At 70.7% G+C, this 21,506-nt stretch carries 14 protein-coding genes; 5 read left to right on the top strand and 9 right to left on the bottom strand.

The window, feature by feature from the left end; translation table 11 throughout:
- The first annotated feature begins 37 nt into the window (after positions 1 to 37).
- Entirely contained in the window at positions 38 to 1,405 is a 1,368-nt protein-coding gene (locus tag POL25_RS21015) for a hypothetical protein (RefSeq protein WP_272087911.1), read from the top strand.
- A 706-nt stretch (positions 1,406 to 2,111) separates the two neighbouring features.
- On the opposite strand, the gene POL25_RS21010 is transcribed toward POL25_RS21015, so the two are convergent.
- Both POL25_RS21010 and POL25_RS21005 read right to left on the bottom strand, forming a co-directional pair.
- A complete protein-coding gene (locus tag POL25_RS21010; protein WP_272087910.1) occupies positions 2,112 to 2,399 on the bottom strand; it encodes a hypothetical protein in 288 nt (95 codons plus the stop codon).
- Between the two features lie 54 nt (positions 2,400 to 2,453).
- Complete coding sequence (locus POL25_RS21005) at positions 2,454 to 3,602, bottom strand: helical backbone metal receptor (protein ID WP_272087909.1); 1,149 nt, start codon at positions 3,600 to 3,602, stop codon at positions 2,454 to 2,456.
- Positions 3,603 to 3,676: 74 nt separating this feature from the next.
- Here POL25_RS21005 and POL25_RS21000 point away from each other — a divergent pair, with 74 nt between their 5' ends.
- On the top strand, positions 3,677 to 4,483 hold the full coding sequence (locus POL25_RS21000; protein ID WP_272087907.1) for a helix-turn-helix domain-containing protein: 807 nt from the start codon (positions 3,677 to 3,679) through the stop codon (positions 4,481 to 4,483).
- Positions 4,484 to 4,642: 159 nt separating this feature from the next.
- Positions 4,643 to 5,032, top strand: coding sequence for a hypothetical protein (locus tag POL25_RS20995; protein WP_272087906.1), 390 nt, complete (start codon positions 4,643 to 4,645; stop codon positions 5,030 to 5,032).
- 206 nt (positions 5,033 to 5,238) lie between these two features.
- On the opposite strand, the gene metG is transcribed toward POL25_RS20995, so the two are convergent.
- The 7 genes from metG to POL25_RS20960 all read right to left on the bottom strand — a co-directional run bounded on the left by metG (position 5,239) and on the right by POL25_RS20960 (position 19,543).
- Positions 5,239 to 7,284 (bottom strand): methionine--tRNA ligase, encoded by a 2,046-nt coding sequence (metG, locus tag POL25_RS20990; protein WP_272087905.1) that lies wholly within the window; start codon positions 7,282 to 7,284, stop codon positions 5,239 to 5,241.
- Between the two features lie 67 nt (positions 7,285 to 7,351).
- On the bottom strand, positions 7,352 to 7,867 hold the full coding sequence (locus POL25_RS20985; RefSeq protein WP_272087904.1) for a hypothetical protein: 516 nt from the start codon (positions 7,865 to 7,867) through the stop codon (positions 7,352 to 7,354).
- 199 nt (positions 7,868 to 8,066) lie between these two features.
- The gene (locus tag POL25_RS20980; RefSeq protein ID WP_272087903.1) at positions 8,067 to 9,827 is read right to left on the bottom strand and encodes a hypothetical protein; all 1,761 of its coding nucleotides are present in this window, start codon (positions 9,825 to 9,827) and stop codon (positions 8,067 to 8,069) included.
- A gap of 10 nt (positions 9,828 to 9,837) precedes the next feature.
- A complete protein-coding gene (locus POL25_RS44435) occupies positions 9,838 to 12,375 on the bottom strand; it encodes a lytic transglycosylase domain-containing protein (RefSeq protein WP_272087902.1) in 2,538 nt (845 codons plus the stop codon).
- Positions 12,376 to 13,182: 807 nt separating this feature from the next.
- Entirely contained in the window at positions 13,183 to 15,348 is a 2,166-nt protein-coding gene (locus POL25_RS20970; protein ID WP_272087901.1) for a M4 family metallopeptidase, read from the bottom strand.
- A 428-nt stretch (positions 15,349 to 15,776) separates the two neighbouring features.
- Positions 15,777 to 17,159 (bottom strand): APC family permease, encoded by a 1,383-nt coding sequence (locus tag POL25_RS20965; RefSeq protein ID WP_272087900.1) that lies wholly within the window; start codon positions 17,157 to 17,159, stop codon positions 15,777 to 15,779.
- 290 nt (positions 17,160 to 17,449) lie between these two features.
- On the bottom strand, positions 17,450 to 19,543 hold the full coding sequence (locus tag POL25_RS20960) for an AgmX/PglI C-terminal domain-containing protein (protein WP_272087899.1): 2,094 nt from the start codon (positions 19,541 to 19,543) through the stop codon (positions 17,450 to 17,452).
- 242 nt (positions 19,544 to 19,785) lie between these two features.
- Here POL25_RS20960 and POL25_RS20955 point away from each other — a divergent pair, with 242 nt between their 5' ends.
- Complete coding sequence (locus POL25_RS20955) at positions 19,786 to 20,292, top strand: hypothetical protein (protein ID WP_272087898.1); 507 nt, start codon at positions 19,786 to 19,788, stop codon at positions 20,290 to 20,292.
- 12 nt (positions 20,293 to 20,304) lie between these two features.
- Positions 20,305 to 21,477, top strand: coding sequence for a methyltransferase domain-containing protein (locus POL25_RS20950; RefSeq protein ID WP_272087897.1), 1,173 nt, complete (start codon positions 20,305 to 20,307; stop codon positions 21,475 to 21,477).
- Positions 21,478 to 21,506: the final 29 nt, after the last annotated feature.

Genomic DNA, 21,506 nt, shown 5'->3' with positions numbered 1-21,506 from the left:
GCTTGGGAGTCCGCGCAACTGCTTCTATCCTGCCCTCGTGCCCCGCCTCGCTCCCGTCGCGCCGCTCGTCCTCGTCCTCGACCTCGTCCTCGCCGGCAGCGCCCACGCCGGGCCGGTCCAGTTCGTCGAGCAGCGACGGAACTTCATGGTGTTCGACGACGACGGCACCGTCGAGCACGCCAACTGGTTCTCGCGCGACGGCTTCTACGCCGGCTACTACCCGCTCGAGGACGGCTTCCTCGCCGCGCACCCTGACGACGCCCAGTTCATCGTCGTCTACTCCACCTTCGATCTCGTCCAGGGCGTCGGCGCCTTTTATCAGTCGCTCGCCAACGACGTCGCCGGCATCGGCTACAGCCACGCCGCCGACTTCGATCCGGTGATCCCCGCCGAGTTCTTCGACGACACGCCGAACAGCCAGTTCATCGGCATGCTGCACATGAACAACTGGCGGAAGTTCATCAAGCTCGGCACCCAGGAGATCGACGACTGGTGGATCTCGCTCGTGTTCGGCCAGGAGCTCGGCCACGCCTGGCTCGCCTTCCCGCACGTCGCCGGCGCCGACGCCAAGCTGCTGCTCGGGCGCTCGCAGGCCCACTGGAACTTCTACATGCACACGGGCGGCTCGCCGGTCGAGGGCCACCGCTGGACCGACAACGGCGACGGCAGCTTCACCGCCGCCAAGCTCGATCAGTTCGAGTTCAGCGACCTCGATCTCTACCTCATGGGTCTCCTGGATCCCTCCGAGGTCAAGCCGTGGTTCGTGATCGACGACCCGCACGACTGCTTCGACTCCAACCTCCCCGACCAGGCCTGTCCCGAGCCCAACGCCTTCCTTTTTAAGGCCGACAGCTTCACCGTCCGCGGCACCCGGCGCGACATCACCATCGACGAAGTCATCCAGACCGAAGGCGAACGCGTCCCCGCCTACCCCGACGCCCCCAACGAGTTCGGCATCTCCTTCGTCCTCGTCAAGCGCCCCGGCGAGGTCCTGTGCGAGGAGGAGTACCTCCTCATCGACGAGATCGTCGATCGCTCGATCGACATGTGGGTCGGCCAGACCCGCGGCCGCGCCAACATCCTCAACCGCACCGCCAGCGCCGACCCGATCCGCCCCGGCGTGTTCTGCGAGGCCGGCACCAGCACCGGCGGCGACGACACCGGCACCGACCCCACGAACCCCGACCCCACCGGTCCGACCGACCCCACCACTGTCGGCCCCGGCACCACCGACCCCACCACCTCAACCGGCAGCAGCACCAGCAGCGACGACAGCAGCGACAGCGCCACCGCCGGCACCGACACCACCAGCGGCTGCGGCTGCCGCTCCCCCGTCGAACCCGCCCCTGCTCTCGCCCTGCTCCTCACCCTCGCCGGCCTGCGACGCCGCCGCGCCCGCGCCTGACCCAAAAGCCAGCCTCGGCGCCCACGCCGACCTCCCGCCCCGACGTCTCCACGGCGCTCGTGAGCGAGAAGCTCTCACCCGTCGTGACGCCGTGCACTCGAGCGAGCCCACCGCGCGGCGTGAGCTTCGTCCTCGGTTTGCTCGAACAGGGAGCGCGTCCGAGAAGCTCTCACCCGTCGTGACGCCGTGCACTCGAGCGAGCCCACAGCGCGGCGTGAACGCCGTCCTCGGTTTGCTCGAACAGGGAGCGCGTCCGAGAAGCTCGACGCTCACACCGCCGCGGACCGCCGAGCCTCTCCGCGCATCGAGACACGGCGCAGGACCCCCGCGAGAAAGCGTCTGTTCGGCGGCCAGCCCTGGCCGTCGAACAGGCGCCGACACACCTGTCCCGGAGGACATCCCAGCCGAAGCCCGGGCGCCGGGTCGGCCTCTCACGGCTGCAGCCGTGCAGGGGTTCGGGGAAGGGTCGGCGACGAATACGAGGCAGGATGGCCGCGAGGAACGAGCGTCCATCCAGACGCTGAACTCGTCGCCGACCCTTCCCCGGACCCCCCGCGAGGCGCAGTCGGCAATTCGCGAAGCCCCCGCCCTCGCCGACCGGCTCATCGAGCAAAAGAACGAACATGGCCCAAAGACCATGTCCATCCAGCTGGCTCCTATATCCATCCACCGGAGCGCCAGCACGGCGCCCCACCTGACCCGAAGGTCAGATCGCCATCAGCACCGGCACCGGGTGCATGTGGAACGCCCCCGGGACCGGGCAAGCGCCCACGCGCGCCGCGCGTCGCGCCGCGAAGTGCATGATCGTCGAGCGAAGCACCTCGCCGGTCGGCTGCATCAGCGTCGCCACGTACTGGTAGCCGATGTCTTCGAAATCATCTTCCGGTTCGGAGTGGCACAGGTATCCGCGGCGATCGAGCCAGAGCGTGCGATGGCCGTGGTACTGCGCGAGTTCATCGACGAGGCGAGCGACCTGCGGTTCGAGCGACACCATGGGTGCAGCCTTTACACACCTCGATCGCCGCCGCAAAAAATCGGCGCGCCGCGATCACAGACTGGCGATCGCGCGCGCCATGATGCGAGCCGCCTCGAGCATGAGCGGCCCTGGTCGACCCGAGTAGCGTTCGTCGAGGCGGACCACTCGACCGGCGCGAGCCGCTCGCAGTTCCTCGAGCCCCGGGCGACGGATCAAGTTGTCCGGGTCCAGCTTCTCCACCGCCACGCCGCACCACGACACGAAGCAGATATCCGGGTCGGCAGCCACCAGCTCCGCCGCCGTGATCTCCACGCTCGCGCCCGGGCGATCGGCGAACACATTGATCCCCCCCGCCAGCTCGATGAGGTTGTTGCTGAAGCACGCCGCCCCCGGCGTGAACATCGGCCGCGGCCACCACTCGAGATAGACCCTCGCCGCGCGCGGCGGCCGGGCCTCGCGCAGCGCCGCCGCCTCCGCCTCCATCGCCGCCACCACTGCTTCGGCGCGGTCTGGCACCGCCAGGTCCGCCCCCGCCAGCCGCACCTCCGCCATCACGTCGGCCACCGAGCGCGGCGCCAGCACCCGCTGCGGCACCCCTCGCGCGCGCAGCCCGGTGACGATCCGCTCCATCCCCGGCACCGAGAGCGAGCTGAACACAAGGTCAGGTCGTAGCTCGGCCACGCGGTCCAGATCCGGCCCGAGGTCCGGGCCCAGCCGCTCGCAGTTCGCCGTCTCCGGCGGCGAGTCCGACGAGTCCTCGCACGCGATCACGCGCTCGAAGCAGCCCAGGCTCGCCACCAGCTCGGCGTTCGAGGGCGCCAGCGTGATGACCTTACGGACAGCCTCGCTCGCACGGGAACCGAGATCCGACAAATTGAATCGTTCCGAGGCGATGAGCCTGCCTGCTTCATCCACTGCTTGAAGCTGCCGGGAGCCCCGCGCCGCCAGCCAGGCGCGGGCCGCGTGGAGCAGGTCCGGGTCCGCCTCGACCGCGGCCCGGGGCAGCGTCTGCCGACCCAGCGAGAACACCGCGACTTGCGCGGCCCCGCCGTCACGCGGCCGCAGCTCGAACGCCTGCACCCCTTCTTCGGCCGCGTGTGGCGGCGGCACCGACGGCGCCCGGACGGCCACGAAACAGCGCGTCTCCCACTGATGCTCCGGCTTTCGCACGGTCGGGAGACTGGCCGCTGGATCCAGAAACGGCAAGGGTCGCTGCCGCAACCGGCAAAGTTTTTGCCGTTTTTGCGGCGCCTGATCCGACTTCGGTTAGAGTGCCGGCACACAGGAGGACCTCTATGGAGATCTCGATCAAGGACGCCGCCGATCTGCTCGGCAAGAGCGAGCGCACCGTGCGGCACATGGCCCAGACTGGGCGCCTGCCCGCCCGCCGCGTCGGCTCGCGCTGGCTCATCGACCGCGACGACCTCATGTCGGGCAAGTACAGCGGCCACGGCGACGACGAGGTCGCGGCCGAGGGCGCCGAGGCCGAGGCCGAGGCCCAGGCGACCGACGCCCAGGAGGACCACTTCGACGACGGCGACAGCGACGCCGAGGTCTCGGCCAAGCGCCCGCGGCTCCGCTTCGACCGCGCCTTGCCGCCGGGCACCCCCTCGGTGCGCGCCCTCGACAGCTTCCACATCGCGGCCGACCTGCTGGCCGAGCTCGGCGAGCTCCGCCGCGACCTCCGCGACGCCCCCCACCTCCGCGACGCCGAGCAGAACCTGCGCGGCTTCATCCAGGCGCTGGCCGACGGCATCCACGCCGACCTCGGCGACCAGCCCGAGCGGTTCCGGGCCGCCCGCACCCAGGTGTGCGCCGCCCTGACCGACCTCATCCACTTCAACGTCACCCACGACAAGCCCGACCTGACCCCGCTCGTCGATCGCGTCGAGCACGAGCTGCTCGGCTCGCTGCAGGTCCTGATCGGCAGCGCCGCCGAGCGCTCGAGCTGGCGCTACCGCGTGCGCGGCCTGGCCGAGCGGACCGCAGCCCGCGTGTTCTCGCGCCTGCGCGGGATCGCCGGCGAGGGCCGCGTCGGCTCCCGCCTGGCCGCCCTCGAGGAGCGCTTCTTCGGCGGCACCCCGGCGGTCTCGGTCAACTGAACGGCGTCCGCGCGGATGTGCGATCGGCCAGGTCCTTCGGGACATGTCCGATCGCACATGCATTTAAAGCCAGGCCCAGCGGGCGCAGCGCGCGCGATACGACCTTTTGACTTGTTCGCCCGCCGGACCCGGATCACAACTCCCGGCGGAGGAATCCCCATGCGAACCCCGCCTCCCCGCCTCATCGTCTGGATCGTGGCGGTCTCCTGGATCGGCGGCTGTACGCCCGGCCCCGGGCCCACCGATCCGGACGGCCCCATCATCCACACCCCCGAACCGAAGTCGGCCGCCCAGCTGCCGGCCCGCCGCCTGGCCGCGCTCGGCGACGCCGCCCTGCTGCCGGCCCCGCAGTGTCACGCGTGCGGCGACACCGAGTGCGCCCGCGTCGACAACGACGACGTCTGCCTGGTCCAGTGCAGCGGCTCCGGCGTGCGCCGCTGGGACCTCGGCCTGCTCGACAACGGCGCCTGTGACCCGGCCGCGCACAACTTCTGCGAGGCCAACGGCCTCGGCCGCGTGCTCGATTTCTGCTGGGGCGGCTACTCGTGACCCGCGCCTGAGACCGCGAGTCGCTCACGCCCTTCTGCCCGCGAGCGCGCGCGAGCGGCACCCCGCCTTCGCAGATGCCGTATCCCGACGGCGATGCTCCGGCCTGCTCTCCTCGCCCGGCGAGCTGCCTCTCGGGACATGTGATTCGCTCACAGCGTGAGCGAGCGGCACCGACCTTCGTCGATGCCGCTCTCGGCCGTCGCCTCTCAGCTGATCTTCTCGCCCGGCAGGCTGCGCGGGTCGAGCTCGAGCACCGTGATCGCGTCGTCCTTCGCTCCCGACGCGAGCACCATGCCCTCGCTGACGCCGAACCGCATCTTGCGCGGCTTCAGGTTGGCGAACACCACCACGTGCTTGCCGACCATCTGCTCCGGCGCGTACGACGGGGCGATGCCGCTGAAGATGTTGCGCTGACCGAGCGGCCCGAGGTCGATCGTCAGCTGCAGCAGCTTGTCGGAGCCCTTCACGCGCGCCGCCGCCAGCACCTTGCCGACGCGGAGGTCGACCGGCGAGAACGCCTCGATGCTGGACTCGGCCGCCAGCGGCTCGACCGTGTACGCCGGGGTCTCCGGAGCGGCCGGGGCCGCGCCGCCCATCGTCTCCTTGCTGGCCTCGATGATCGCCTCGAGCGTCTTGGGGTCGATGCGCTCCGCCAGCGTCACGTACGCCCCCATCACCAGCCCCTCCGGCAGCGGCTCGATCGCGTTGACGAAGTCGAGCGGCGCCGGCAGCTGCAGGCCCTCCTCCATCACCGCCGCCCACTTCGGCAGCACCGGCTTGAGGATCGCCGCGATCACCTTGCTCGCCCACATGCCCGCGGTGCAGACCGCCCGCGCGCGCTCGGGGTCCTTGGCGATCACCTTCCACGGCTCCTGCACCGTGATGTAGCCGTTGAACTCCTCGGCGATCTCGATCGCCAGGCGCAGCGCCTTGGCCGACTCGAACTCGGCGAACAGCCCCGGCACCTGGGCCAGGCGCTCGCGGGCCCGCTCGATCAGCGGCAGCGCGTCGTCGGGGATCGGGCCGAGCTTGCCTTCGAGCCGACCGACGATGAACTTGTGACAGCGGCTGGCGACGTTGGCCGCCTTGTCGACCAGGTCGGCGTTCACGCGGGCGCGGAAGTCCGCCATGTCGAGGTTGATGTCGTCCTGCTCCGGCCCGAGCTTGGCCGCGAAGTAGTAGCGGAGGTAGTCGGCCGGCAGGTGGTCGAGGTACGTGCGGGCCAGGATGAACGTCCCGCGGGCCTTCGACATCTTCTCGCCGTTGACCGTCAGCCACCCGTGCACGTTGATCCGCGTCGGCGTGGTGTAGCCGGCCGCGTGCAGCATCGCCGGCCAGAACAGCGTGTGGAAGTAGACGATGTCCTTGCCGATGACGTGGACGATCTCGGTATCCTGGCTCTGATCGGCGTGCCAGTACGACGCGAACGCGGCCCGCTCGGGGTGCTCGTCGCACCACTTCTGGGTCGCGCCGATGTAGCCGACCGGCGCGTCGAACCACACGTAGAAGAACTTCTTGCCCTCGTAGCCGGGGATCGAGAACCCGAAGTAGGGCGCGTCGCGCGAGATGTCCCAGTCGCGCAGGCCGTCGTCGACCCACCGCATCACGTAGTTGCGGACCGCCGGCTGCAGCTTGGTGGCATTGAGCCACTCGCGCAGGAAGCCCTCGAAGCGGCCGAGCGACACGAACAGGTGCTCCGAGTCGCGCAGCTCCGGGGTCGTCCCGCAGATCGCACAGTGCGGCTCCTTGAGCTCGGTCGGGTTGTACGTGTGGCCACACTTCTCGCAGACGTCGCCGTACTGGTCGGCCGAGCTGCAGTACGGGCACGTCCCCTTGACGAACCGGTCCGGCAGGAACATCTGGTCTTTGGGACAGTAGAGCTGCCGGGTGCTGCGCTTCTCGATCTGCCCGGCGGCCTGCATCTTCTCGTAGATGAACTCGGCGTGCTTGCGGGTCTCGTCCGAGTGCGTGGTGTAGAAGATGTCGGGCTCGATGCCGAAGTCGCGATAGACCTGCTCGTGCTCGGCGTGCATGCGCGTCACCAGCTCGGCCGGGTCGATGCCCTCACGCCGGGCCCGCAGCTCGATCGGCGTGCCGTGGGTGTCGACCGCCCACATGAAGATCACGTCCTCGCCGGCGAGCCGGCGCGCCCGCACGTGGACGTCGGTCTGGATGTACTCGAGCAGGTGCCCGAGGTGGGGCGAACCGTTGGCGTACGGGAGGGCGGCGGTGACGAGGACGCGACGCGGCATCGCGGCGCCTATAGCACGCTTCGCCCGCTTTCGGCGAGGACAGCCGCGCAGCGGCCCCCTGATGGCTTCAGGAGCCCGCCGCCTCCGCGCTCAGCGTCTCGCGGACGGCCGAGATCTGGGCCTCCAGGCCCTCGAGCTGCTCGAGCAGGCCCTTCGCGGTGGTGCAGCGGCGCTCCATCTGCGCCACCAGGTCGCCGACCTGATTCGAGAGCACCTGGATCAGCTCGGGGAACAGGTCGACGGCGGCGTGTCGGAGCACGCGCGGCGCCTGCAGCAGCGGGATCACGTTGCCCGGCGTCTCCGAGGCCAGCGCGATCTTCGACTCGAGGATCTTCACCGTCTTGATGACGAGGTGGTACTCGCCCTGGACGCGGAGGTAGCCGAGGAACCCGAGCTCGATCACTCGCTTGCCGTCGCGGCCGATCGACATCGACTCCTGCAGCGGCCGCGGGTGCACGTAGTCCATCCCGATCATCAACCGACCGAGCGCCTTGTCGATCGCCGAGATCAACGCGTTGAGCTGGTCGGATCCCTCGTTGAGCCGCTGCGCGGCCTGCCCGAGCTGGTTCAGCCTCTCGTTCATCACATCCCCTCGTGTCTGCCCGTCAGGGCGAAGGTCCCGGCTCCCGCCGGAGTGGCTCGCGCCACCACGCTGACGGTACCGCTGCCGTGGTCGCGGCGACAAGCAGCCGCCGTCGCCTCCGTCTGCGCGGGCCTGCGCCCGCGGGCCGGTTCCGCGCCGGCAGCCCTGCGCCGCCGCCGCGGAGCTTCGTTCGGCGCTCTCAGCGACCGGCCAACATCACACTCTCCCCCACCGTCGGCTGCCGCAGCGCCACGAACTCGCGCCCGTCCCAGGTCGCGAAGCAGACGCTGTGGTGCTCCGGATCGGCCGCGAATTCGAAGCGCACCTGCGACGGGTAGCCGTCGCGCGTGACGGCCAGGACCTCGGCGCGGAACGCCAGCGTCGTCACCGCCTCGCCCGGCCGCAGCCGCGCCGTCGGGCTGCGGAAGAACGCCGCCGTCGCATCGCGCAGCAGCCCCTCCGGTTGCTCGAGCACGAACGTGCGCGGCCCCGTGCGCGTCCACCTCGACGGCGCCTCGCTGCTGCTCAGCACGAACGAGAACCGCGGCACCGACAGCCCGACCTGCCCGCGCGCGAGCGGCAGCATCGCCGCTTGCAGCGTCGTCGGCGCCTGCACCACCAGCAGCGTCTGATGCCCGAGCGCCTCGTTCGCCAGCGTCGGCGCCAGCGGCAGCGCCGAACCACCGAAGCTCAGCCCCTCCTGCCCGGCGAACGCGACCATCAACGCCACCGGCGCGAGCGCCACGTGCACCGCCGCCAGCATCAGCGCCACCGCACGCAGCGTCCGCCGGGCCGAGCGCGCGAACTCCATGATCACCAGCGCCAGCCACAGCGCCCCCGGCACGCTCGCCAGCAGCAGCAAGCGCTCGTCCGCCGGCGCCGCGGCGATCGGCACCAGCGCCAGCAAGAACGCCAGCGCCGCGAACCTCAGCCGCGGATCGGTCCTGCCCCCGAGGACATGTCGCAAGAGCCAGATAAAAACCACCGCCCCGCACAGCTGCAGCGGCCAGGCCTCGGGCGTCGGGCTGCCCCACACGCGCCACACCAGCGGCATCGGCAGCGCCAGCGCGGCGGCGATCAGGTAGGCCACGCGCCCCGGCAGCGCCGCCAGGAACGGCCACGGATCGCCCAGCGGATCGAGGTACGCCCCCGAGCCGCGCGCGCCGAAGCCCAGCGCCCCGTACGCGAGCACGTAGCTCGCGACCAGCACGAGAGCGGGCGCCGCCGCGAGCAGCCCGCGCCGGCGCCCGCCCCGATCCAGTGTCCACGCGTACGCGATCACCAGCGCCAGCCCCGTCACCGCGACCTCCGCCGCCAGCAGCGCCGCCAGCAACCACGCCAGCCCGACGAACAACCACCGCGTTCGGCCCGCCTCGCGCCAGCGCAGGTGCGCCAGCACGCTCGCTACCATCAACAGCGCCGCGATCACGGCGTTGCGCTGCGCGATCCAGGCGACCGGCGCCGCGTGCGTCGGATCGACGAGGAAGATCATCGCCGCCAGCGCCGCGATCCCCTGCCCCTCCGGCCCGACGATCCGGCGATACAGCCGCAGCACCAGCGCGCACAGCAGCGCGTAGAGCACGAGCCCGTGCAGGTGCATCGACCACGGCGTGCGCGGCCACGCGATCGCGTCGACGTAGGCGTCGGCGCTGGCGAGCGGGCGGAAGAACACGATGCGCAGCTCGGGATCCGTCCACCACGGCACGCGCCCCGCCGTGCGCTGACCGACCAGCAGCTCGCGCGACGGCGTCACCAGGTGGAACAGCGCCCACCACGGCTTGTCGCGCTCGCCGCCCGCCAGCTTGGCCTGCATGAACGCCTGCTGCGCGACATCGTCGAGCACCAGCCCGCCGCCCAGCGTCGGCGAGTACAGCACCAGCGCGGCCGCGAACAACCCTGCGCCCAGCCGGCGCCGCGCGGCCAACCACGCCAGCGTCTGCGCGATCGCGGTGGGCTCCATCGCCGCGCGATCAGAAATCGATGTTGTCCTCGACGCGCAGGTCGACCGTGTTCTGCCAGCGCGGCAGCGAACCGCCGTACATCAGCGCGTACGCGGCCTGCACCTCGAGCACGCGGCGGGTGTAATTGGCCGTCTCGCGGAACGGGATCTCGGCGATGAACACATCGAGCTCGAGCGGCGCCGACGCGCCCTTGGCCGCCAGCCAGCGGGCGACGTTGAACGGCCCGCCGTTGTAGCTCGCGTAAGCCAGCGCGGCCTGGCCGTGGAACTTGTGCAGCAGCTCGGCGAAGTAATAGGCCGACAGGCGCACGTTGTGCTCCTCTTCGAACAGCGCGTCGACGTCGAACGACTCGCCGAGGCGCGCCGCCAGCTGCTGGCCGGTCCACGGCATGATCTGGATCGCCCCGCGCGCGCCCGACGACGACACCACGTGCCGGCGGAACCGCGACTCGGTGTACATCAGCGCCCACAGGTGCGTCGGGTCGAAGTCGCGGGCCGAGGCCTCGCGCTCGACCGTGGTGCGGAACGCCCGCGGGTGCCAGCGCGCCTTGTACGAGCCGGCCGAGCTCGGCATCAAGCGGCTGCGGCGGTACGGCTCGTCGAGCGCCCACGTCAGCGCGAACAGCCCCTCGCGCAGCGTCTCGCCCGCCCCGCGCTCACGCACCAGCTTGCGCGCGTCCTTCGGCAGGCCGAGGCGCGGCTGCTTCCACGTCGATTTCCAGCTGAGCCCCACCACCAGGTCTTCGTGGCGCGGGATCCAGCCGCCGCGATCGAGCCCGTAGAGCGCCTCGAAAGCGTCGACCGCCACCCGCAGCTCGCGGCGCGACTCCTCGAGCAGCCCGGCGGCGTGCAGCGCCGCGCCGCGGGCCAGGGCCGGGAACGCCCAGCCGAACTCGTCCGCCAGCGCCGCGAACGTCGTCTGTGACGCCGCGAAGTCGGGCGCCTCGTTCGCCTCCGCCGGCACCGGCGACAACGCCGGCGGCGGGCCCGGATCGGCGCCGATGTCGAGCAGTCGCTGGCGCGCCTGCAGCCCGTAGTAACCGAGCGGATCTTCGCCGACGATCTGCCGCAACAGCCGCTCGCCCTCGCCGCGATCGCCGACCGCTTCGTCCGCGCCGTCGGTCGTCGTCTTCGCGGCCGCGCCGGCGGCCAGCAGCGCGCGGGCGCGGAAGTACCGGGCCGCGCGCGCCTGATCGGCCGGGAGTCGCCGCTCCGCGCTGGCGAACGTGGTCGCCGCCGCGTCGAACTGGCCCAGCCGGAAATCGAGCCACGCGTCGAGCCACAGCCCCTCGCCGCGCTGGCGCTCCTTCGCCGGCGTGCGCCCCAGCAGGTCGCGCGCCCGCTCGTAGCGGCCGCCGCGGACCGCCTGCCGGATCGCCTCCCACAGCGCCGCCCGCCCGGCCCCGCCCTTGCGACCGGCCAGCTCGGTCCAGATCGTCAGCGCCTCGTCGTAGCGGCCGGCCTTGTCGAGGCAGCGCAGCAGGTCGCCGCGGAGCTCCGTCGAAGCTGACCTTTTGTACAGGACCGAAAGGTCATCCGCGCACGCGCCGTAGTCGTGGGCCCGCGAGGCGGTCGCGGCGCGCGAGCGCAACGCGACCTCTCGGACATGTCCCGGAGTTTTGGAATCTTCGACCAGGTCCGTCAGCACCTGGCGCGACAGCGTCATGTCGCGCGCGCGCCGGGCCGCGGCCGCGCGCCCCAGCTGCTCGGCCGCGCTGTAGTGGACCGGCCGCCCGAGCCTGGCCAGCTCCGCCTCGGCGCCGGGCGCCGCCTCGGTGCCCGCGCGGTCGATGGCCACCGCGCGCAGCGCCCGGACCGCGTCGGCGGTCTTGCCCTCGCGCGCGAGGGTCTGCGCGCGCAACAGCTCGAGCCCCGGTGCGTCGGGGTGGCCGGGGTAATCGCGCAGCACCTCGGTCAGCGCCTTGACCGCGCGGCGAGCCGCCGCCTGGCCCTCGATCGCCGCCATCGCCCGCGCTCGCGCCACCCGCATCGGCGCCGCGTTGCGCACCGGCTCGTGGTCGATCGCCCGGTCCCACGCCGCCACCGCCTGCTTGCGCAGCCTGTCAGCCTCCGCGCCCGCGGTCGTCGCCGCCGCCTCGACCAGCGCCTGCGCGTACTCGTGAAGCACCGCCTCGTGCGGCCACGACTTCGCCGGTCGTCGCTCCGCCGCCAGCCCGGCCAGCGCCTGCACGGCCTCTCGCGGGCGCCCGAGCTCGCGCGCGGCGCGGGCCCTCGTCAGCTGCTGCGCGGCCGCCTGCGGCGAACCTGCCGGCGCCGACTCCTGCGCCAGGCGGGCCAGCGCCGCCTCCGGCTCGCCGCGGGCCAGCAGCGCCGCGGCCGACAGCTCCGCCGGTGCGCGCCGGGGTGCAGCCTCCACGGGCGCTGTCGACGACGTGGCGGCGATCGGCGGGCGAGCGCTGAGCGGGATCTGGTTGACCCCTCGATGCACGCGCTCGGCTTCGGGGGTGAGGGCCGCGGGGCGACAGGCGAACAGCGCTACGGTCGCCGTGCACAGCGTCAGGGCGGACATCCGCTTCCGGTGGCTCACCTGCGCCATGGTCTCCTCTGCTCCGAAACTAGCACAGCCGCCGAGGTGCGCCGAGAAACCGGGCCGCGGTCCCGCCGGCCGCGCCTGTCCCCGGGGACCGATCGACGCGCGGCCGCTCCGACGTCGCGGCGATCCCGTCGGCGTGGACCGTTCAGCACCGCGTGCGATCGGCGCGATCGCGGCCCGCCTCGGCCCGGGCACCCGCGCGCCGCTCGGCCCGCGACGGGCGCGGCGCGGCAAGTGACAGTGGGCGCGCGCGACATGACCTTACAGACATGTCCGAAAGTCTCCCACGCGAGTCACCTCCGGTCCGCCTCCGAGCGATTCACCGTAGTTCACGCGCACGCGGTCGAAATCGCCGTACTGGAGCACCTCGGGCGAAATCGTGGTCGTCCATGTGCAGACCCGAAAATGCTCCCGGACCCGAAAATGCTCCGGGCGATAATGTGGCGACTGCTGTGCTCGCTTTTTGAGTTTGACAAGCACCGGTGACACGGACAAGAATGAAAGCGTCGGTCGGTCCTCCTCTCTGCACCCCGGTGCACGGCTTCCGGCCGCGATTCAAGCCCGAGCATCTCGGTCTTGATAAGCCGGCAGCCTTCGGCCTTCACGGGTCGAAGTCACCGTGGTGAGAGGAGGCCCGATCGAATTCGAGGTGTGTGTTGTTGAGGCGTGAGCGGGCACGGATGAGGACCGTGCCCGCTCTTTTGGTTCTCGCTGTTTTTGTGCCTACATCGAGCGCCGCGCCCTCGCCTCCAGCTCGTCGCCGCAGCGGTCTGCACCGCGCAGACCGCCGGGCGAGCCCGCTCACGGGGCCTTGAGCGTCAAGCTGTAATCGCCCGCGCCGCTGACCGACACCACCTGCCACGTGTAGTAGCCGGCGGCCCCGTTGTACTTGATCGACTCCTCGCTGGTCGGGCCCTCCGACTTGGCGACCTTGGCCCAGGCCGAGCCGTTCCACTTGTAGAGGTAGAGGTCGAAGTTGGCCGCGTCCGCGCCGGCCAGGCAACCGGTGTGCGCCCCGGTCTTGGTCGTGGAGTAATACGAGCCGTTCGGCTGGAACTGCTCCTCGCCGGTGCCGCTCAGGTTGCCCGCGAAGGGCGTGCCCGAACAGTCCTGACCGCCGCCGCCACCACCGCCGCCATTGGGGGCACCCGGCACGCCGACCGCCGTCCACGCCGCGTGCACCGCTGCCACCTCGTCGGCCCCGTAGAGCTCGGTGGCGGCCTGAGCCGTCGCGTTACGGGCGTCCTGGAACGTCGCGTTGCTGTTGAGGTAGTTCGTCAGCGCGCGGTAGAAGATCTGCCCCGCCTTGTCGATGCCGAGCGCCGGCACCTGCGTGCTCGTCTTGTTGCGCGGGTGCTTGCCCCCCTGCGACAGCAGGTAGAACGCCAGGTTGGCGATGCCCGAGTTGATGTGGACGCCCCCGTTGTCCGCCTTGCCGGTGTAGCGCTCCGGGTAATAATCATAGGACTGCCCGTCCTTGGTCGGATTGGCCATGTAGCGCATCGCGTCATTGGCCACACCCGGGGTCCAACAGGTCTCGGCGAGCAGCCAAGTCTTCGCGGTCACGCCGTTCTGGTGGGCGTCGGCGGCCGCGGCCATGATGTCCGACATCGCCTCGTTGAGCGCGCCCGACTGGTTCTGATAGACGAGGCTGGCCTCGTACTGCGTGACCGCGTGGGTCAGCTCGTGCACGACCACGTCCATGTCCTGCGCGAACGGGCTGGCGTAGTAGCCGTCGCCGTCGCCGTAGACCATCTGCTGGCCGTTCCAGAACGCGTTGACGTAGTTCTTCGAGTAGTGGACCGTCGAGTGGATGGTCGCGCCGCTGCCGTTGAAGCTGTCGCGGCCGAACTTGGCGGCGAAGAAGTCGTAGGTGATGCCCGAGAAGTCGTACGCGGCCTTGGCCACCGGATCGTTGGTGGTGCCGCCCTCGCTGACGGCGAGCGCGCCCGGCAGCTTGGTCCCCGACTTGGCGTCGTAGACCTTGCGGTTGCGGGCGTGGTGGATCTGCGGGTGGCGGGCCACCAGCTCGCCGGAGGCCGCGTCGGCGAACACGAGGTCGCGCTGCGGCCCCTCCTCGTCCTCGTACGCGATGACCCCTTGCCAGGCCAGGCGCGGCCCGGTCTCGGTCACCACGTAGACGAGCTCGGGCGCCTCGAGGCTGACCCACGCGTCGCTCAGCGTATCGGCGACGGCGGCGATGGTCGCCTCGGGCTCGAGCGCCGGATCGATCGGCAGCGCCTCGCCGGGCACGAAGCGACCGGTGACCGCGTGGACCTGACCGCTGGCCGCATCGGCGTGCACGGTCAGCTCGCCGCCGACCACCGGCAGGTCGTAGAGGAACTGCTGGAAGCGGACATGGACCACTCCGAGCGCGTCGGTGTGGTGCCGGACCGCCTCGAGATCGGCCGCGTCGGTGAGGCGGAACACGGGCGCCATGCCGGCCAGCCAGCCGCGGGCGGACTCTCGCACGTCGCCGTTGCCGGCCAGCCGCCCGAGGTCGCCAGCGAGGAACCGCGGCACGCCGGCCTCGTCGGCCTCGACCCGGTCGACCCGCGGCAGGGCCCCGATCGCCTGGCTCTGCGACCACACGAACGTCGCCACCTGCCCCGCCGACGTCGCGGCCTTGACCATGTCGCCGTCGAGCTCGAACGCGAAGTCAAATTCCGCCCCGGCCGTGCGCACGCCCCAGCGCTCGCCGTGGCGCACCAGCAGGTCCTGCACCAGCGCCGGGCGCTCGTCGCCGCTGCGCACCGCCACGCGGGTGAAGTCGATCGGGCCGTCGGTCATCGCGAAACGAACTGTCCCTTCAGACAGGTCGAGCTCGAGCACCTCGCCGGGGCCGAGCCCTGTCAGGTCTTCGGCGGTGACGGTGCGAAGCTCGGCTTCGGCGGCGATTCCCGCCTCTTGGCAGGCAGACAGCAGACAGGTGGAGACAGCAGAGACGATGATGCGACGCGCGGACATGAGACCCCCTGGGGCCATCGGACAGGCTCGAAAGAACCTGGCCGAACGACCATGGTGAAAAGGACATTGCCGGAGAGGCAGCCTCAGGTCAGCTCACCTGAGACCGCATCACCATAATCGTCGCGCCTTGCGCAGCGCAACCAATCACGCACCCCGCGATCACGGGTTTCTGCGACGAGACGGCGAGCACGGAGGTGCCGCACGGCCGCACTTCACGCCGACGACGATGAAAGCCCGATTCCAAATTTTCCGCCGTGTGGACCGGCTTTGCGGCCAACTGCGGCGATCGTCACAATCGGCGTTCGTGGCGCCGACAAGAAAAATGTAGATCAAATTACATAAACTTCGACGATTGATAGGACCGAGCGACACGGCAATGCCGGATCAATCCACCGCGCTCACAGGTCTGAGCGCAGAGGAGATCTCTGTCACCCTGTGCCGGCGCTTCCTCCGCCATTGGCCTCGGAGACCGGCGCGCGACGCGACCACAGCCAAAATACGGGCACTCCGGACAAAACGACGGCACAGTCGAGGATGAACGCTCGCGGCTGCGAGACCGCATAGTTGCCGAGCAGGAACACCGAGGCGGCCAGGAACAGCAGCGGCACCCACGGATAGCCGAATGTCCGGTACGGCCGCGGCAGGTCGGGGCGCTTCCGCCGCAGGACGAACACGGCGGCCACGCTGAGGGCATAAAACGGCCAGATCCCGATCACGAACTGACCGGCCAGCTCGGCGAAGCTGCGCACCGAGACGAACACGATCCCGAGCGCCGCGCCGAGCACGATGCTGGCCGAGGGCGTGCCGTGGCGCGGGTGGACCTGGGCCAGGCGGCGGAAGAACAGCCCGTCCTCCGCCATCGCGTAGAACACCCGCGGCCCCGTCATCATCGACCCGTTGAGGGTCCCGAAGGTGCTGATCATGACGGCGGCGGCGACCAGAGTGGTGCCGAACGGGCCGATTAGCGCCGCGGCGACGTCCGCGGCCACGAGCGGGGCCCCGGCCATCTGCTCGAGCGGGATCACCCGCAGGTACACGAGGTTGGCCGCCAGATACAGCGCGACCACCGCGGCGGTGCCGAGGATGAACACGCGCGGCAGCGCGCGTTGTGGATCGCGGACCTCGCCGCTGACGAACCCGACGTCGCACCAGCCGTCGTAGGCCCAGAGGATGGCGACCATCGCCAGCACGAACGCCCCCTCGCCCGCCGGCGCCGCGACCGCGGGCACTGCCGTGGACGCCTCCGGCGAAAGCAGGAGCCCGAGCGCGACCAGCCCGAGCAGCGCCGCGACCTTCAGCGCGGTGCTGACGTTCTGCACCACCGCCCCGAACTCGACCCCGCGGCGGTTGATCGCGGCCACCGTGGCGATCATCGCCACCGCCACCACCTGCGCGCGCGACAGCGGCCCCAGCAGCGGCTCCGCGCCGGCCACCCCGAACACGCGCAGCAGGTACTCGGCCGAGGTCACCGCGATCGCGCCGTACGCGGCCGGGCGCAGGATGAGCAGCTCGGCCCAGCCGAACAGGAAGGCCGGCAGCTTGCCGAAGGCCTCGCGCAGGTAGACGTAGACGCCTCCGCTGCGGGGATAAAGGATGGCCAGCTCGGCGACCGTCAGCGCCCCGGCCAGCGCGACCACGCCCCCGGCGACCCACGCGGCCATGAAAAGGCCCATGTCGTCGATGTGGCCGGCGATCTCCGCCGGGGTCCGGAAGATCCCGCTGCCGATCGTCGACCCGACCAGCACGGCGACGGTGCTGGCGAGTCCGAGCTTGCGAGGCAACCGCTCGCCCCAGGGGTCAGGGGCCTGCATGGGCGACAGATAGCGCAGTTCGGCGCGGCGCAGAAGTTCCTCGCGCGGGTCCGGCCGGGGGCGCGCAGCCGCGTTCGCGGTGAGGCTGTCTCTCGGGACATATCGCGAGGGGCGCGGATTCGTCGCCGCGACGGAGCGCGGCGCGGGGGTGATGGGCTGTCCTCATGGACATGTCTCTCGCGCCAGATGATGCTCGCCGCCCTGCCCGCTCGCGCCGTGAAACGCCGAAGGCCCGGCGTGGCCGGGCCTCCTGGCTTTCGAGACAGGCTGTCCTTCAGGACAGCTTTCGATCAACCCGGCTCGAGCACGAACGGGTACGAGACGATGACCGAACCGCCGCCTTCGGGCTTGGGGAAGGTCCAGCGCTTGACCGCCTGGGCGATGCAGGAGCCGACGGCCGGGTCCTTCAACGTGCTCTCCTGGACCACCGCCGTGGGCACCTTGCCGGTGCCGCCGATGGTGAACTGGACGGCGACGCGGCCCTTGGCGTTGGGGTCACGCGCGAGGGCCTGGTTGTAGCAGTAGCGGACCTCGTTGATGTGCGCGCGGACGATGCGGCGAATGATGTCCTTGTCGAGCGCGCCCTGGACCTCGGCCTTGGCCTGACGGACCGTCGGCACGCGGGTGCCGCGGCCGCCGAAGCCGGCGCCTGCGCCACGACCGTAGCCGGAGCCCGTGCCGCCGCCGCCGCCCTTGCCGATGAGGCCCGTGTTGCCGAGGCCGATCGTGCCCTCGCCGGTGCCGCCGCCGCCGCGGCCGGTGCCGACCAGGCCGAGGCCGCCGACGCCGTACGCTTCGCCGACCTCGGTGCCGGTGAGGCCGCCCCACACGTCCGCGTCGTCGTTGCCGACCGCGAACGCGCCGCCGTACGGCGAGGCGAGGAAGTGGCCGCTCTCGGCGCTCATGACCCCGAGGATGCCGGCCTGGCGCGCGGCCATGTCGGGGTCGAAGTTACGGGCCATCTGCGGGATGGCGTCCTTGGGGCCCTTCATGGCGTAGAGGCCCGACTTGCTCTTCGAGGTGGGCTTGCCCATCTTGCCCTCCTCGCCCTTGTGACGCTGACCGGTGCCGCCGGCCTCGTCGTCGGAGTTCTCCATGTCCTCCGGCGGCGGCTCCTCCTCCTCCGGCGGCTTGTCGGGCTGGTTGAGGTAACCGACGAAGCGGTTCTCTTCCATCATCTCGTCGAGGCTGAGGTTGCCGGCCTCGTTGGGGATCAGGTGCGTGAGCACCAGCAGGCTGCCGATGACCACGAACGAGGCGCCGTTGTAGATCCAGAACGGCTTGTCGGTCTCGCTGCCGCCCTTGATCACCGCGCCCGGCGCGACCGAGTTCACGTAAAAGGTGACGTCCTGGTACTTGACCCGCGCCGTCGCTCCGGGCGGCAGCGGGAAGCTGAACGACGAGCCCTGCGCGCCCGCGCGACCGGTGGCGACCAGCTGCTGCAGCGTGATCGTCTGGCCGTCGAAGGTGACCTCACCGCTCATGTTCTGGGTGAAGTTGAGCGCGAACTCGTGGTCGCTGCCGCGGACCAGCGGGAAGCCGTTGGGCTCGGGCAGGCCGGCCGGCGGCACGTGGAACGACGCGCCGTGACCCTCGCCGATCGTGAAGTTCTTGTTGACGTAGTCGCCGGTGCGGATGAGGCCCATGCTGAACGGCACGAGGCCCGCGATCGCCAGCAGCATGCCGATCGCCGCCAGACCGTTTCCGGGCGGGGTCGGGCGCGGCGTGCCCTGCTCGATCGAATCCTGGACCTTCTTGCCGTAGCCGGGCCAGTCCGCGTTCACGTCGCTGAAGAACACCGCCGCGCCAGCGACCAGCATCGCCCCGCCGATGGCGAGGAAGATCGGCGCCTGCGACTTGCGGTTGCGCAGCTGACCGACGTGCTGCACGTCGAGCACCGTCGTGCCGTACATCGCCACGACCTCGGCCACGCGCGAGCCGCCCTGATTCTCGACCTCGCTGAGGTCGATCTGGATCGGCGCCCGCGTCGCCATCGGCGCGGCCATCGGCGCCGCGGCGACCGCCACAGCCACGGGCGCGGCCACCTGCGACGGGGCCGGCGCGACCGCGGCCTGCTGCCGGACGAAGCCGACCTCGAGCCGGTAGGGCCCGAAGTTCAAGGCGTCGCCATCGTGCAGCACCGCGTTCTTGTCGATCCGCTGGCCGTTGAGCACGGTGCCCGCCGCGCTCCCGAGATCGATCACCCGCACCTCTTCGCCGGACACCTCGATCACGGCGTGCATGCGGGCCACAGCCTCGTCATCGAGACAGAGGTGGCTACTCTTCAGTTTTCCAATTTTGATAACGTCTTGCGTCAGCGTCTGCGTGTCGACGAGCTGATCGCCGTAAAACACCTTGATGGCGAGCGTCCTGGTCGTAGTCATCGTCCTTGCCCCGGTCGTGTGGCGGCTCGGACACGGGCTCCTGGGGCTTGTTCCCGCGGCCCGCGAGCTTTTTTCGCGCCCGCGCGGGCCGTCTGCGCCGGCGCACGTCGGTGCGCGGACCCGAACCTCGCCCGCGTCCGCGGCTCGCGGCCGGTCGTGACGGCTTCGTGTTACCGTGGCTCAAGGCGCCGATCCGTGCCCGGTGCGAGCGCCTGCGGTCCCTCTCACGCCTCCGCCCCGGCATGACCTCCGATCCCGCGCCCCCCTCACCGTCCGGCCCGAGCCCGATCCTCACCCTGCGGATCAGCGTCCGCGGGCTATATGACAGCTGGACGCATTGCCAGCGGCTGGCCGATTACATCGCGCGCTTCGTCGCCTCCGATCGCTTCGACCCCGAGCAGCTGACCACGCGCCTCTCGACCTATCTCAACGAGGTGCTCGAGTACGTGTTCCGCGCCCGCCCGAGCGAGGGCGAGATCGTGGTCGAGGTCGGGCGCACCGACGAGCACGTGATCGCTGAGCTGACGATGCCGACCGACGAGGCGCTGGCCCGGCGGCTGCGGGTCGACCTCGGGCTGGCCGAGCCGACCGACGCGCGCGCCCGCTACGAGGCCGAGTTCGAGTCGATGATCCTGCGCCCGCCGGCCGAGGTCGGGCTGCTCGAGCTGGTCGCGCTGCACGGCGTCGGGCTCGCGCTGCGCGAGGGTGAAGGCACCGGCGTCATCGTCCTGACCGTCCCGCACGAGTGAGCCGAGCCGGCCATGGAGCACGAGCGACCGTTCACGATCCGCTTCAGCGAGAACGACCAGGAGGTCGCGCTCGAGGGCTCTCTGCGCCCCGCCGGCGCCGAGGACTTCGCGCCGGTGCGGGCCCGCCTCGACCACGCCGCCGACGCCGTGCGAGGCGTCCTCTACCTCAACTTCAAGCGCCTGCGTTACCTCAACCACGCCGGCTTCCTCGAGCTCGCGCGCTTCATCGCCGCCTGCGCCGAGCGTCACCCCGCGCTCAAGCTCAAGCTCGTCATCTCGAGCGTGGTCCCGTGGGCGCCGCTGCGGTTCGGCTTCCTCGGCGCGCGCTTCGGCAACACCATCGTCGAGCAGTACGACAAGGCGTTTTATCCCGGCCAGGGCGTGATCGAGAACGATCAGCTGGTGCCGGTGCTGCGGACCCAGACCAACATCGTGTGGTCGCACGAGCGCGAGCTGCTGCGCCAGCACGGCCTCGGCAAGCACATGCGGATCGCCGACATCTGCTGCGGGATCGGCGACTTCGCGGTGCTCGTCTACAAGGAGTTCGAGCCCACCTACATCGTCGGCGTCGACCACTCGCGCCCGTTCTTGCAGTACGCGCAGCAGATCGCCCGCGACTTCGGCATCACCGACATCGAGTACCAGTTCGGCGACGCGACCCACCTGTTCTTGCCGTCGAACAGCTTCGACTTCGTCACCTCGCGCCTGGCCCTGCAGATCTTCAACGATCCGTCGAGCATCCTGCGCGAGCTGCTGCGGATCTGTAAGCCCGGCGGTCGCGTCTACCTGACCAACGAGATGTCGGCGCACAACTACGGCTACCCGCGCCACGAGTCGGTCACGTGGACCTACCAGCAGGCCGTGAAGATCGCCCAGAGCCTCGGCATGGACATGAACTTCGGGCCGAAGATGTTCTCGCTGCTCACCGACATGGGCTTCGAGGACGTGCGCATGGAGCAGATCCCGATCACCAACAACAACACCGCGATCGACGACTTCGCGCGGGTGATCGAGAGCTGGGAGGAGTACGTCACCGGCGAGCTGTCGACCGCCACGCAGCAGCCGCCCGAGGTCGTCGAGCGCCTGCGCATGGGCTTCCGCGATCACGTGTACGCGATCCGCAGCCGCCGCGGCTTCGCCACCTGGCCGATCTACGTCGCCTCCGGCCGCAAACCCGGACGCTGACGCGCCTCGTCTCGCCTCGTCCTCGACCG

It is taken from the genome of Nannocystis bainbridge (assembly GCF_028368995.1).
In the GTDB taxonomy this organism is placed as follows: domain Bacteria; phylum Myxococcota_A; class Polyangia; order Nannocystales; family Nannocystaceae; genus Nannocystis; species Nannocystis bainbridge.
This window is presented reverse-complemented; position numbering and strand designations above follow the sequence as displayed.